The sequence below is a fragment of the Nocardia amikacinitolerans NBRC 108937 genome (assembly GCF_001612615.1).
GTDB lineage: Bacteria > Actinomycetota > Actinomycetes > Mycobacteriales > Mycobacteriaceae > Nocardia > Nocardia amikacinitolerans.
The window spans coordinates 36,115-49,849 of record NZ_BDAU01000011.1 but is presented as its reverse complement, the minus strand read 5'-3'; the positions used below and the strand labels follow the sequence as shown (position 1 = coordinate 49,849).

General features: G+C 68.5%; 14 protein-coding genes. 11 read left to right on the top strand and 3 right to left on the bottom strand.

The window, feature by feature from the left end; translation table 11 throughout:
* The first annotated feature begins 12 nt into the window (after positions 1–12).
* Together NAM01S_RS10525 and NAM01S_RS10520 are read left to right on the top strand one after the other, a co-directional pair.
* Positions 13–1,278, top strand: coding sequence for an MFS transporter (locus tag NAM01S_RS10525; protein ID WP_067783133.1), 1,266 nt, complete (start codon positions 13–15; stop codon positions 1,276–1,278).
* Positions 1,279–1,333: 55 nt separating this feature from the next.
* Positions 1,334–1,999: a class I SAM-dependent methyltransferase gene (locus NAM01S_RS10520; RefSeq protein ID WP_067783132.1), complete on the top strand. Its 666-nt coding sequence runs from the start codon at positions 1,334–1,336 to the stop codon at positions 1,997–1,999.
* A gap of 340 nt (positions 2,000–2,339) precedes the next feature.
* Here the strand turns inward: NAM01S_RS10520 and NAM01S_RS10515 are convergent, their stop codons facing one another.
* Positions 2,340–2,657, bottom strand: coding sequence for an ArsR/SmtB family transcription factor (locus NAM01S_RS10515; RefSeq protein ID WP_253790905.1), 318 nt, complete (start codon positions 2,655–2,657; stop codon positions 2,340–2,342).
* A 242-nt stretch (positions 2,658–2,899) separates the two neighbouring features.
* On the opposite strand from NAM01S_RS10515, the gene NAM01S_RS10510 reads away from it, so the two are divergent.
* From NAM01S_RS10510 to NAM01S_RS10485, 6 genes are all read left to right on the top strand, one after another.
* On the top strand, positions 2,900–3,736 hold the full coding sequence (locus NAM01S_RS10510; RefSeq protein ID WP_067783127.1) for a DUF8832 domain-containing protein: 837 nt from the start codon (positions 2,900–2,902) through the stop codon (positions 3,734–3,736).
* Between the two features lie 123 nt (positions 3,737–3,859).
* On the top strand, positions 3,860–5,248 hold the full coding sequence (locus NAM01S_RS10505; protein ID WP_372511664.1) for an MFS transporter: 1,389 nt from the start codon (positions 3,860–3,862) through the stop codon (positions 5,246–5,248).
* 351 nt (positions 5,249–5,599) lie between these two features.
* On the top strand, positions 5,600–6,079 hold the full coding sequence (locus NAM01S_RS10500; RefSeq protein ID WP_157107684.1) for a hypothetical protein: 480 nt from the start codon (positions 5,600–5,602) through the stop codon (positions 6,077–6,079).
* A gap of 149 nt (positions 6,080–6,228) precedes the next feature.
* Positions 6,229–7,464, top strand: a complete 1,236-nt coding sequence (trpB, locus tag NAM01S_RS10495; RefSeq protein ID WP_067783893.1) for a tryptophan synthase subunit beta — start codon at positions 6,229–6,231, stop codon at positions 7,462–7,464.
* 80 nt (positions 7,465–7,544) lie between these two features.
* Complete coding sequence (locus NAM01S_RS10490; RefSeq protein WP_067783123.1) at positions 7,545–8,672, top strand: metallophosphoesterase; 1,128 nt, start codon at positions 7,545–7,547, stop codon at positions 8,670–8,672.
* A 240-nt stretch (positions 8,673–8,912) separates the two neighbouring features.
* Complete coding sequence (locus tag NAM01S_RS10485) at positions 8,913–10,367, top strand: SDR family oxidoreductase (RefSeq protein ID WP_067783121.1); 1,455 nt, start codon at positions 8,913–8,915, stop codon at positions 10,365–10,367.
* Positions 10,368–10,370: 3 nt separating this feature from the next.
* Here the strand turns inward: NAM01S_RS10485 and NAM01S_RS10480 are convergent, their stop codons facing one another.
* Positions 10,371–11,342, bottom strand: a complete 972-nt coding sequence (locus tag NAM01S_RS10480; protein WP_253798805.1) for a MerR family transcriptional regulator — start codon at positions 11,340–11,342, stop codon at positions 10,371–10,373.
* Positions 11,343–11,497: 155 nt separating this feature from the next.
* Here NAM01S_RS10480 and NAM01S_RS10475 point away from each other — a divergent pair, with 155 nt between their 5' ends.
* From NAM01S_RS10475 to NAM01S_RS10465, 3 genes are all read left to right on the top strand, one after another.
* A complete protein-coding gene (locus NAM01S_RS10475) occupies positions 11,498–12,157 on the top strand; it encodes a fasciclin domain-containing protein (RefSeq protein WP_067783889.1) in 660 nt (219 codons plus the stop codon).
* Between the two features lie 65 nt (positions 12,158–12,222).
* A complete protein-coding gene (locus NAM01S_RS10470; RefSeq protein ID WP_067783118.1) occupies positions 12,223–12,441 on the top strand; it encodes a hypervirulence associated TUDOR domain-containing protein in 219 nt (72 codons plus the stop codon).
* A gap of 48 nt (positions 12,442–12,489) precedes the next feature.
* Positions 12,490–13,044: a putative immunity protein gene (locus NAM01S_RS10465; protein WP_067783112.1), complete on the top strand. Its 555-nt coding sequence runs from the start codon at positions 12,490–12,492 to the stop codon at positions 13,042–13,044.
* A gap of 82 nt (positions 13,045–13,126) precedes the next feature.
* Here NAM01S_RS10465 and NAM01S_RS10460 read toward each other — a convergent pair whose 3' ends face one another.
* Complete coding sequence (locus NAM01S_RS10460) at positions 13,127–13,654, bottom strand: L,D-transpeptidase (protein ID WP_084482780.1); 528 nt, start codon at positions 13,652–13,654, stop codon at positions 13,127–13,129.
* Positions 13,655–13,735 lie beyond the last annotated feature (81 nt).

Below are 13,735 nucleotides of genomic sequence, written 5' to 3'. Positions count from 1 at the left end.
GAAGACCTTCTCGTGGCCACCGGCACCACCCGCAGCACCTCCGACATCCGGCTCCCCGATACCGCACGAGCACAACGCCGCGTCCTGCTCGTCCTGGTGTCCGCGCAAGTCCTCAGCGGTGCGGGGCTGGCCGCCGGGATCACCGTCGGCGCGCTACTGGCCCAAGACATGCTCGGCTCCACCAGCCTGGCCGGACTGCCCAGCGCCCTGTTCACCGCCGGTTCCGCGCTCGCCGCCGTCGCCGTCGGTCGTCTTTCCCACGCTCGCGGGCGCCGTCCCGGCCTTGCCGCGGGGTATCTCACCGGCGCGATCGGCAGCCTCGGCGTGATCGCGGCCGCCGTCCTGGACAATCTGGCGCTGCTGTTCATCGCGTTGTTCGTCTACGGCGCGGGCACCGCCACCAACCTGCAAGCCCGATACGCGGGCGCCGATCTGGCCACCGCTTCGCACCGGGGCCGTGCCGTGTCCACCGTGCTGGTCGCGACCACCCTCGGCGGTGTCATCGGCCCGAATCTCGCCGCACCTACCGGCGGATTGGCCAGAACCTTGGGCATTCCCTACCTGGCCGGGCCGTTCCTGCTCGCCGCGGCGGCCTACGCACTGGCCGCGCTCGTGCTCGCGGTGTCGCTGCGGCCGGACCCGCTGCTGCTGGCGCGTGAGCTGGGCGCGACGGATGCGGCCGGGACGCAGACCACCACTCAGCCGACGCCTGTCGACGACGCCGGCAAGGGCATCGCCGCGGGCGGCTTGGTGATGGCGCTGACGCAGCTGGTCATGGTGGCGATCATGACCATGACTCCGGTCCACATGCTCGATCACGGCCACAGCACTGCCGCCGCCGGACTGGTGATCGCCATCCACGTCGGCGCCATGTACCTGCCCTCGCCACTGACCGGCTGGCTCGTCGACCGCTACGGCCGCCTGCCCGTCGCCGCAGCGTCGGGGGTGACGCTGCTCGCCGCGGGAGTCCTCGCGGCCGCCGCGCCCGGCGACTCCGTGGTGCTGCTCGCACTCGCGCTGGCGCTGCTGGGATTGGGCTGGAATCTCGGGCTGGTGGCGGGCACGGCCATCATCACCGACACGGTGCCGCTGGCCACCCGCGCCAAAACGCAAGGCGCGGTGGATGTCTCGATCGCGGTCGCCGGAGCCACCGGCGGGATGGGGTCCGGGTTGATGGTCGCCGCGACCAGTTATCCGGCTCTTGCCCTCCTCGGTGGCGTGCTGGCGGTGGCGGTCGTACCGATCGCGGCGTTCACCGGGCGCGGACGAACCGCGTGACCGACGTACATAGGGTCGTGAGTCGAGCGGATACACAGGGAAGGGACACGCCATCATGACGAGCCGTGATCGGGACCTGGCCGAGGCACAGCACGGACATTGGCAGTCGACCTACGCCGCACATCCCGGTATGTACGGCGACCAGCCCTCGGCGCCCGCCGAGCATGCCGCCCGGCTGTTTCGCGCCGTCGGCGTCGCGGAAGTACTCGAACTCGGCGCCGGTCATGGCCGTGACACCCTGCACTTCGCTCGCGAAGGGTTCTCCGTCGTGGCGACCGACTTCAGCTCCGTCGGCCTGGATCAGCTTCGGCACCGAGCACGCGAGCAGAACATCTCCGGTCGAATCACGACCATTGTTCACGACGTGCGCGATGCGCTGCCGCTGCCCGACGGCTCGATGGACGGGGTCTTCGCGCACATGCTGTTGTGTATGGCCCTGTCCACCAAGGAAATTCGGGCTCTCGTCGCCGAGGTGCGGCGCGTTCTGCGACCCGGAGGAACCTTCGTCTACACTGTTCGCCACACCGGCGACGCCCACTACGGCGCCGGAACCGCCCGCGGCGACGGCATCTACGAACACGGCGGCTTCGCCGTCCACTTCTTCGACCGAGCCATGGTCGACGACCTAGCCGACGGCTGGAACCTGACCGACATCGACGACTTCGAAGAGGGTGACCTGCCGCGCCGGTTGTGGCGCGTCACCCTCACTCGACCCGCTTGACCGTACCGAGCCTCCCGGCCTCGTTCAGCTCTGCGCTTCGGCGGTCTTGGCGAACAGCTCCAGCAGCGTGCTCCAGCCACCGCCGCGCTCGACGATGGTCTCCGCGATGGCCTTGCCGTCGACCAGGCGGTCGAGGTGGCGGTGGTGCCGTCGACGCCTCGTTCGAACCAGCGCCCACCCTCGCCTGGCTCGAGAATCGCATCGGCCATCTCGGCCGCACCGATGTGATAAGCCGCGGGCCACCAACTGCCGAACGACTCGGTGAAGAACGCGAACGCCCGCTCCAGCGGCAGCGCGACGCCAGCCTTGCCTTGCAGGACAGGAAGTTCCGGGGTGATGCTCATGGTCGATTCTCCTGTTCGGGATCACTCGCCGCCGCATCGGCGGCCTTCTGAAAAGCAGTCAACGCGTCGTCCCAGATCTGCTGGAAATACGCTCGAATCGCGGCCAAGCCCTCCGGATTGATCCGGTAGATCCGCCGCGTGCCCTCGGGTGTGGCCACCACCAGACCGCCCTCTTTGAGAACCCGCAGATGCTGCGACACCGCCTGCCGGGTGATCGGCAGCGATTCGGCAAGCTCACCGACCGACGAAGGCCGCCGCGCCAGCCGCTCGAAAATCGCCTTGCGCGTCGGATCACCCAGGATCGCCAAATCCACATCTCTGAAAGCAGCCACTTTCGTAAGTGTAGGCTTTCACAGATTGGCGGGCAAGGGGTGCGCGAGGACGTCGCGATCCCCCATCGCCAGCGATCGATGCCGATCTCATTGCGGCCATCGACAGCTCCGACACCAGCCGAAGACGGAACGCTCTGCGCGATGGATCACAGGAAGTTGCGCATACCCCCTGGGGGTATTAACTTTGTTCCATATCGGAGCGACAAGATCGAAAGGCCGAAGCGATGACCACGCAGACTCACACCACTCACGGCGGGGCGCACGGAGCGCACACGGGGCACGGAGCGCACGCCGCGCATGCCGGCCACGGTGACCACGCGGCGCACGGAACCCACGCCACCGCCGACTTCCCCGGTGGGCTCCAAATCACCCAGGACGGTTACACATTGGCGCTCGCGGAGCCGATCGTCGGCACGGGCGAGGTCGACTTGCGGTTCCGGATCCTCGGTCCCGATGGCGAGCCCGTCACCCGCTACGACGCCATCCACGATCGCGAGCTGCACTTGATCGTGGTGCGGCGTGAGCTGACCGGTTTCTGGCACGTACATCCCGAACTCACCGCCGACGGCACCTGGACCGTGACGCTGAATCTTCCGGAGGCGGGGGCGTACCGGGTCTTCACCGATATCGCCCCGCACGCGTTGGGCAAAACCATCACCCTCGGTGCGGATCTCGCTGTCGCGGGCGCGTACGAACCGCGGCCGACGCCACCCGCCACGCGCACCGCGCTCGTGGACGGATACGAGGTGACCCTCGACGGCGATCTGGTGCCGGGCGCCGGACGACTGCTCACCCTGACCGTTCGCAAGAACGGTCGGCCGGTCACCGACCTGCAGCCGTACTTGGCCGCGTACGGACACCTGGTGATCCTGCGAGCTGGAGATCTGGCCTACGTCCACGTCCACCCCAACGGCGAGCCCGGCGACGGGGCGACCGCGCCCGGACCGGACATCACCTTCCACACCGTCGTGCCCGGCCCTGGAACCTACCGGCTCTTCTTGGATTTCCAGCACGGCGATGTCGTCCGCACCGCCGCCTTCACCCTGCCCACCACCAGCTGAGCATCGAAAGTCGATGAGCGGGCGAAAGTCTCGCCTGTTTACGAGAGGAGTCCGACGTGTGCGAGTGCCGCTGTCGACGAACCCGTGATCCACCCCGAATTCGATCCCTAGGAAGTGTTTTCGATGCGTTCCACGATGACCTCGCTGTTCGGCAACCACGACTATCTGCGGCTGTTCACCGCTCAGGTGTCGGCCCTGTTCGGTACCGGACTGACCACGGTCGCTCTCGGCCTGCTCGCCTACGAGCTCGCGGCGGGCGACGCGGCCGCCGTTCTCGGCACGGCGCTGACGATCAAGATGGTGGTCTACGTAACGGTCGCGCCCCTGGTGGCCGCCTACGCCGACCGGTTCCCCCGTCGCTCGTTTCTGGTCGGGCTCAACGTCATTCGTGCCGCTGTCGTGCTGGCACTGCCCTTCATCGACCAGATCTGGCACATCTACGCGCTGATCGCGCTACTGCAAACCGCCTCGGCGGCGTTCACCCCGACCTACCAGGCGGTCATCCCCGACATCCTGCCCGACGAACGCGAATACACCCGGGCGCTCTCGGCCGCCCAACTGGCCGCCACCATGGAGACCCTGCTCAGCCCGATGCTGGCCGCGGCCGCGCTGGCTCTGATCAGCTTCCACTGGCTGTTCGTCGGTACCGCAATCGGATTCGTCGTCTCGGCGGTGCTGGTGATCACGACCAGGATCCCGAACGCGACCGCCGCCACCGAAGGCTCGTTCCGGGAACGAATCACGCTGGGCATACGGATCTTCGCCGCGACACCGCGGCTGCGCGGGCTGCTCGGGCTGAATCTCGTGGTCGCCGCCGCCGGATCGGTGATCATGGTCAATACCGTCAACTACGTTCGCGACACCCTGGGTGGCACCCAGTCCGGCGTGGCACTGTTGTTGGCGGCCAACGGGTTCGGCACCATGCTCGTCGCACTGTCGCTCCCCCGCGTTCTCGATCGCCTCGGCGCGCGGCCGGTCATGCTGGCGGGTGCGGCCACGCTGATCGCCGGACTCGGTGCGGCCATCACCCTGTCGCTGGCGACCGCGGGTGACTGGCGGTGGGGAGCCGCGATCGCGGTGTGGGCCACCGTGGGCGCGGGCACCGCGGCGGTGCTCACCCCGACCGGTCAGGTGCTGCGGCGCTCGTCGAGCCCTGCCGATCGGCCCGCGCTGTTCGCCGCTCAGTTCTCGCTGTCGCACCTCGCCTGGTTGATCACCTATCCGATCGCCGGCTGGCTGACGACCGCCGCCGGTTTCACGACCACCTGGATCACGTTGGCCGCGCTCGCCGGTGCGGGAATCACTGCGGCGCTGCGCATGTGGCCGCGCCACGACCCGGAGGAGTTGACTCACCTGCACGAAGTCGGCACCATCGCCCCGGACCGGCTGGCCGATGCCGTGCGCGTGGACGACCGCTTCTACCGGCACACCCACGCCTACGTCATCGACGCCGAACACCGCCGCTGGCCGACCCCTTCGGAGCGTCAGCTCGTATCAGCCACCGCGGCCTAGCGACGGTATGCGCCAGCGGTTGCCGAGGGGATCGACCTCGGCAACCGCCGGTTCAGCCAGTCGGCATTCAGATCGCGAACGACTCGGGTGGCGTGGCTGCCCCTTCGACGGCCTCGCGCGACGTAGCTTGACCTCATGGAGGAGCAGCCGTCTACGCCGGAGCGGCACCGAGAGCCTGCCGAGCCTGCCGCACCTTCGGCCTCGGCGTCATCGACCGATTTGGCGGCATTGCACCGCGATCTGCGAACGGCGACACGAAACGGGCGGTACGCCCTCGTCACCGCGGTCGCGGCGGCGGTGATCTCGGCCGGCATCTCCGCGTGGGCATCGACCCACGTGAGCAGCACGGAAATGAATCGACAGGAGCGCCTCACCGCGGAGCAAGCGATTCGGAAGGATCGCCGCGAAGCGTACGTGGCCTATGTCGCGTCCGTTATGGACGTCGCGGCCCAGCTGAATCGGATCCGGACCGTCCTTGCCACCGATCCGCCGGACCGGACCGCGATCGCGTCGGAACTGAGCAAACTCCAGGAACCACTGCAATCGCACATGCGCGCGGAAGCCGCGGTACGGATCGTGGGCAGCGAGCTGGGCCCGATCCTCGCCCGCCGAGACCGCGCGCTGCGAGAACTCGTGACCGAACCCCGCCCCTCCTCGCTGTCGGCCGTCGGCGACCACCTCAACCGATCCCCCGATGCACTCACGGACGACGAGTGGCGCCGGGTGGCCACCGCGGGCATCTCGGCGATCGACAAGTTCCTGAACGACACCAGCGTCGACGAGATCGCCGAACGCGCACGCCAAGATCTGGGATCGGATCATCCCCGCTGAGCCAGTGCACCACCCACTTCCCACTGATCCGAACCAACCGAAAGATCAAGTCTGTTAACTCATTTGTTGCCGGTCTGTGGGATTGCGCTAGTGCGAGCGGAACAGACTGAACCGTCGGATCTGTGGCGGTGAAAGCGTTGGTGTTGACGATGATTGATCACGACGTGGCGGCGAGCGGTGTCCGGCACGAGATGTTTCCCGACGAGCGCGGACGATTCGGTGCGTTCGGCGGCCGGTTCGTGCCCGAAGGATTGATGGCCGCGCTGCTGGATCTCGAGGCCGCCTACGTTCTGGCGCAGGCCGATTCGAGCTTCGAGGCGGAGTACCGGGAACTGTTGCGCGACCGCGTCGGCCGGCCGACCCTGCTGCATGGGGTGCGGCGGTTCGCAGAGTTGCTGAGTGTGCCGGGCGTGCGGGTCTACCTCAAGCGCGAAGACATGGCCCACACCGGCGCTCACAAGATCAACAATGCGCTTGGGCAGGCGATGCTGGCGCGGCGAATGGGCAAGCGACGGATCGTCGCCGAGACCGGTGCGGGTCAGCACGGCGTTGCCGTGGCCACGGTGTGCGCGATGCTCGGCCTGACCTGCGTGGTCTACATGGGGGCCGACGACGTGCGGCGCCAGGAGTCGAACGTGACGCGGATGCATCTGCTCGGCGCCGAGGTGCGGCCGGTCGACAGCGGATCGCGCAGGCTGAAGGAGGCCATCAGCGAGTCGGTCCGCGATTGGGTGGCGAATCTGGACACCACGCACTACTTGTTCGGCACCGCGGCCGGTCCCGCGCCGTACCCGCGAATCGTGCGGGACTTCCAGACGGTGATCGGAGCCGAGACCAGGGACCAGATCCTGCGCGCGGAAGGCCGACTGCCCGATTGTGTTCTCGCCTGTGTGGGCGGCGGCAGCAACGCCATCGGCCTCTTCCACCCGTTCACCGACGATCCGCGGGTGCGGCTGATCGGCGTCGAGGCGGCCGGACTCGGTGTCGACACCGGCGCGCACGCGGCGACACTGAGCATGGGCAGCCCCGGTGAGATCGACGGCTCCTACAGCTATCTGCTGCAGGACGAGGACGGCCAGATCGCGCGGACCCACAGCATCGCGGCCGGACTCGACTATCCGGGCGTCGGCCCCGAACTCAGCCATCTGAAAGACACTGGCCGCGTGAGCTATCGCGCGGCCACCGACGCTGTCGCACTGCGCGGTATGCGGGCGCTCAGTCGTACCGAAGGCATCCTCGCAGCGCTCGAATCGGCGCATGCCGTCGGGCATCTGCTGGAAATGGCCGACGGTGGGGAGATTGTCGAGGATTCCGTCGTCGTACTGTGCCTATCGGGTCGCGGTGACAAAGATCTCGCCGTCGCCGCCGAGCGCCTCGGCGTGTAACTCCCGCTGCTATCGTCGGAAGTGTTCATGGCGCCGGGAGAGGGACCGCGCGCTCCAACCGCGCGCGAGGACGAACCCTCTTGAAGTATGTACCCCGCCTGGTCCTGTTCCTGGCTGTTCCTGCCCTGCTGATCTCGCTGCCGTGGTGGACTTTGGTCGCCGCACCGACCCAGGGAGCCGGCTCGCTGTTCTGGCTCGGCTCGGCGCTGTTCGCGCTGGCGTTCTGCTGTCTGCCCGCGGCGATGTATCTCGGCCACGGACCCGCGCAGTCGGATGCCGCCTCGATCGTCGGCGACACGCTGCTCGGCGTGCTGTGGGTGGTGTTCAGCTGGTCGGTCCTCGGCAACCTCGCGCGCCTCGGGCTCGCCGTTGCCGGTGTCGACGATCCGGCTCGCTCCCGGATCGTGGCCGCGGGCGTGCTCGCGGCCTCCACCGTGCTCACGGTGTGGGGCGTGGTCGAAGCGCGGCGGGTGCCGCGGGTTCGCACCCTGGAGGTAACCATCCCGGGACTCGGTTCGGCACTGGACGGCCTGCGTCTGGTGGTCGTCACCGACACCCATTTCGCCGCGCTCGATCGACTGCGCTGGTCGGAGCGCGTCGTCGAAGTGGTCAACGCGCAACGTCCCGATATCGCTTGCCACGCGGGCGATCTCGCGGACGGCTCGGTGGCGAAGCGGCACGCGCAAGTCGATCCGCTCGGCAAGGTCGAGGCCGAGCTCGGCCGGTTCTACATCACCGGCAACCACGAGTACTTCGGCGACGCGCCAGGCTGGATCGACCACATGAGCTCACTGGGTTGGCAACCGCTGCGCAACCAGCATGTGACGGTGCGCCGCGGCGACGATCATTTGGTCATCGCAGGCATCGACGACCCGACCGGCGTCGGCTTGACCGGCCACGGCCCGGACCTTCCCACCGCGCTCGCCGGTGCGGCCCCCGACGCGCCGGTCGTCCTACTCGCCCACCAACCCAAGCAGATCACCGACGCGGTGGCCGCCGGTGTCGCACTCCAGATCTCCGGCCACACCCACGGCGGCCAGATCTGGCCCTTCCACTATCTCGTCCGGCTCGAGCAGCCCGTCGTCGCCGGACTGAGCCGCCACGGCGACACCCAGCTCTACACCAGCCGCGGAACCGGCTTCTGGGGACCGCAACTGCGGGTCTTCGCACCGAGCGAAATCACCGTGCTGGTCCTGCGTCCGCAGTAGGGAGCGACAGGCTCGCCCCAGCGTTCACCCACGCCGTCGGCGATGGCTGCTTCGACGTGTCCCACGACCGTTCCGGCCAATGGCATCGGGGGCAGCCGGGAAGACCTCGCCCTCCGCCGATCTTCCGATGCGTCTCTGCCAGGCGTACGCTGAACGATGCGATTTCGATGCAACACTAGCTTGCTGCGAGCGAGGCACTCGACGCACAAGCGGTGCACTCCGGCGACGCGAGGTGCGGACATGCGATGCGTGATATTCGGCGCGACCGGCTACATCGGCGGCCGCCTTGTTCCCGAGCTTCTTCGAGCGGGTCATTCCGTCCGGGTGGTCGCGCGCAGCCCGGGCAAGCTCGCCGACGCGCCCTGGCGCGATCGGGTCGAGATCCTCCGCGGCGACGTGCTCGACGACGAGGACGTTCACCGCTGCGTCGCCGACCAGCAGGTGCTCTACTACCTGGTCCACTCGCTCGACCGAGCGGATTTCGGCGAGATCGACCGCGCGGCCGCCACTCGCGTCGCCACGGCGGCCGCGGCGGCGCGGGTGAGTCGCATCATCTACCTCGGCGGCATCACCCCGACGGGACAAGCCCTTTCACGCCATCTCGCCTCCCGCGCCGAAGTCGGCAGGATCTTCCTGGCCTCGCCCGTCCCCACACTGGTGCTGCGGGCCGGTGTGATCATTGGATCCGGCTCCGCGAGCTTCGAAATCCTCCGCTACCTCAGCGAGCGGCTGCCCGTCATGGTCACTCCGCGGTGGGTGCGGAACAGGGTGCAACCGATCGCCGTCCGCGACGTCCTCCACTACCTGGTGCGTGGTGCGGAACTGGCGCCGGACCAGACCGGCGCCTTCGACATCGGAGGCCCGGACGTCGTCACCTACGAAGAAATGATGCGGACCTATGCCGAGGTCACGCAGCTGCCTCGCCGGATCATCATCCCGGTGCCGCTCCTGACTCCCTGGCTTTCGAGCCAGTGGGTCAACCTGGTGACACCGGTGCCGCGCGCGATCGCCGTTCCCCTGATGGAATCGCTGATCAACGACGTCGCCTGCACCGACCACTCGATAGCGCGGCTCATCCCGGACCCACCGGCGGGACCGATACCGTTCCGGGAGGCGGTCTCGTTGGCGCTCACCAGAATTCGCGACCTCGACGTTCCGACCAGATGGTCGGATGCCAGTCCCCCTCGGACGCCGTCGGATCCGCTGCCGTCGGACCCCGATTGGTCGGGCGGCTCCCTGTACCGCGATGTCCGCGAACTCTCGACTTCCGCGGATCCCGAGGTCCTGTGGTCGGTGATCGAGTCGGTCGGCGGCGAACACGGCTGGTACTCGTTTCCGCTGGCGTGGGCGCTTCGCGGATGGCTGGATCGACTCGCGGGCGGTGTCGGTCTCCGTCGGGGACGGCGGGATCCACACAAACTCCACCAGGGTGAGGCCCTCGATTGGTGGCGGGTGGAGACGCTGGAACGCCCTCGGCTGCTCCGGCTGCGGGCGGAGATGCTGCTTCCCGGACAGGCATGGCTCGAACTGTCCGTCACGCCGACACCCGACGGCGGCGCGCGCTACCGGCAGTGCGCGGTGTTCGAGCCGCGGGGGCTGGCCGGACATGCGTACTGGCACTCGATCTCGCCCTTCCATGCCGTCGTGTTCGGCGGTATGGCCCGCAATATCACCGCGAAAGCCGAAGCGGCATAAGGCTTATGGTCGGTCACGAGGACCGGCTATCCGATCGGCGGCGTCGGCCAGCGTGGTCACCGGAGTCGCCTCGGCCGGAAGGACGACCGAGTCCCAGCCCGGTCCGCCGACGAACACTCGGGCGCCCGCCGCCGCGCAGGCGCGTACCGCCGATGTCAGCGCCGTGGACTCGTGCTGCGACCAGAGCACCACGTCGGGGCGGCACTCGGTGCGCGCGAGGGCGTCGGAGAGGGCCGCGGTGGGCACATCGGCGCCGAGCATCCAGGCGCGGACGCCGCGCTCGGCGAGCGCGGCGCGCAGGGTCTCCAGCGGGAGTACATGGGTCTCACCGCCCGTGCATGCCAGCACCGCGGCCTGGGCCTTCGTCGGCGCGGTGGGTGGGACATAGCTGTGCAGGACCGCGGTGATCGACCACGACAGCAGGTGTTCGACGTCGACGCAGCCCTCGCCCGCGAGCTGCCGAGCGACGATCGCAGCGAAGACGGGGCGGCACAACAGGTTCCAGGTGTCGACCACACCGTACGCGAGCAGATGCGCGGTGAGCAGCGTCGACACCGCCTCGGTGTCGAGCGCGAACGCTGCGGTCGACAGCGGCTGCCAATCCCCGCGCACGGCCGTGATTCGCCGCCGCCCGGCCACCACGGCCGCCGCGCCTGCCGGACTCACGCCCGCGCGGACCAGCGCGAGCATCCGCTGCAGTGCAGCGATATCGGATTCGCTGTAGCGCCGATGTTTTCCGGGCTCGTGGCCGCCGGGGCCGATGTCGTAGCGGCGGTTCCAGCTACGCAGCGTCGCGGTCGGGATGCCGAGGCGGTCGGCTACCGCGCGGACCGAGTACCCGTGCACCTCGGGAGCGGGGCCCGCGGGCACGAGCTCGTGCCGTCCACCCTGCGTTCGGGCTCGGAACCCGCGGCCGGTCGGGGACGACGCGGACGCGGCCGGGTCGAATCCGGGCATCGCACCGTTGGGAGTCACCAACCCTCCTCGCTGACAGGAACCGCCTTCTTCATTATGCATCGTTAGTGCATCGTTTAGTGGTACGGTTGGTCTGAAAGAAAAGCGATGGACACGAGGGGAACGAATCGACGGCGATCGCGGCGACCAGCCGCCCGAGACAAGTGGTGAACGACATGAACAACACGAAAGCCGTATTGGCGACAATCCTGCTGACCTTCGCTGCCGCGGCGGCCTGCACCGATGACGACACGGACTCGGCGCCGACCGCGCAGCAGACCACCACCGCCATGCAGACGACGGCACCACCGGGAACAACGGCGCCCAGCGGCGACCCGGCCGCCGGATTGGTCGGGCCGGGGTGTGCGGCGTACGCCGAGCAAGTCCCGACCGGGCCCGGATCCATCGAGGGCATGGCGCAAGAACCGGCCGCGGTGGCGGCGTCGAACAATCCGTTGCTGACCACGCTGACGGCCGCCGTATCCGGGCAGTTGAACCCGCAGGTCAATTTGGTCGACACCCTCAACTCCGGCGAGTTCACCCTCTTCGCCCCCGTCGACGACGCGTTCGCCGCGGTGGATCCGGCGGCGATCGAATCGTTGAAGACCGACGCGCAGGCGCTGACGACCGTGCTGACCTACCACGCTGTGCCCGGTCGGCTCGCCGCGGACCAGGTCGCGGGAACCCACAAGACGGTGCAGGGCGCCGAAGTCACCGTGACACGATCCGGCGACGACATCCAGGTCGCCGACGCCGAGGTGCTCTGCGGCGGGGTTCAGACCTCGAACGCGACGGTGTACCTGATCGACAAGGTGCTGATGCCGCCGACGAACTGACCACCAGCCGTCGCACAGCGTCGACTCGGTGCGCAGGCACACGCGATCGAGCGAAAGGCAGACCGATGAGTGAGCGCGAATTCCGCAAGGGCGAGAAGGTCGAATGGAACAGCCACGGCAGCACCGCCGAGGGCACGGTGGAGGAAAAGATCACTTCCGACACCGAGGCGGCGGGGCGCACGGTCCGGGCGTCCGAGGACGATCCGCAGTACCGGGTGCGCAGCGAGAAGTCCGACCGCGACGCGGTACACAAGCCCGACGCCCTACGTCCCCGCGACAGCTGAACTTCGAGGACAAGTTTCAACCGATTGTTCAACGATAGCGTTGCGGGAATGACCGGCGAGAACCTGACGATCGAACTCACCACGGCCGAACTGCGCGAGGTCACGGGCTATGCCGTGGTCTGCGCGGAGCCCGTTGTCGCGATCTTCGAGCGTGACTGCCCGGATGATCCGCGTCCACGGGCCGCGCTCGAGGAGGCGCGCAGGTTCGCCGCCGGGGGCAAGCGGACGAAGGCGCTACGGGTGACCGCGTTGGCCGCGCACGCGGCGGCGAAGGCGGCCGGCGAGAGCGGACGGGCGGCGGCGGTCCACGCGGCCCGCGCCGCCGGACACGCGGCGGCAGCCGCGTATCTGCACCCACTGGCCAAGGCGACACAGGTCGAGCACATCCTTGGATCGGCCGCCGACGCCGCCCGGGCGTTCGAGCTCGACGCCGATGAGAACCAGAGCGTGGCCGCCGAATACATCGAGAAGACAGCGGGTTTGGCGAATCACGTCGTGGTGGCCGTGCTCGCGCGTTACCCGAATGCCCCCGGTGGCGGCGGGCGCGCGGGCGAGCTCATGCGAGAACTCGACGCGTCGCTGCGGCGGGCAACCACGCGCTGAGCGGATCACCGGTGTCGAATCGGCTGCCGTAGTGGTTGATTCGCGCACAGTTCCAGGATCTGTGCGAGGGCCTGAGGCGTCGTTACGGCACGACCTCGATGATGTCACCGGGTGAGAGGTAGTCGAAGAATTCGCGCGCGCCGTCGGGTGTCATGCGGATGCACCCGTGCGACTCCTCTTCGATCGGGCCGATGTGGGTGGCGATGTCGCCGTCGAAGAACACCGCGTACTTCATCCAGACGTGGTGCATGGTGCTCCAATGGTCCTCGCGCTTGAAGTCGACGTCGAAGACGCCGACGCGGGTCCGGAAGCCGGGTCTGCCGTGCGAGATCGGGGTCGGGCCGTAGACGACCCTGCCGTTGTCCATCAGCCACGCCTCGTTCGTCGACAACCGCATACACCCGCGCGCCGCCTCGGCCGTGCACGGCGCCACCACCGGCGCGGGCGGAACCAGCGGGGGCAGGACCAACGGGGGCACGCCCGGGATGTCGGGTCCACCGGGCCACAGCGGTTCACCCTGCGCCGGGGCGGCGACGGCGAGTCCGGTGACCGCCGCGCCGATCAGCAGCGCGATCCGCGCCACGGGCCGAAGTCGTCTCTGGGACTTCATGAATCAGACCTGCCTTTCCCTCACCCGGTAGTTGGGACGTGCCGTCCGCGGGGCGAGGGGGCGCGCATGGGCGACACGAAA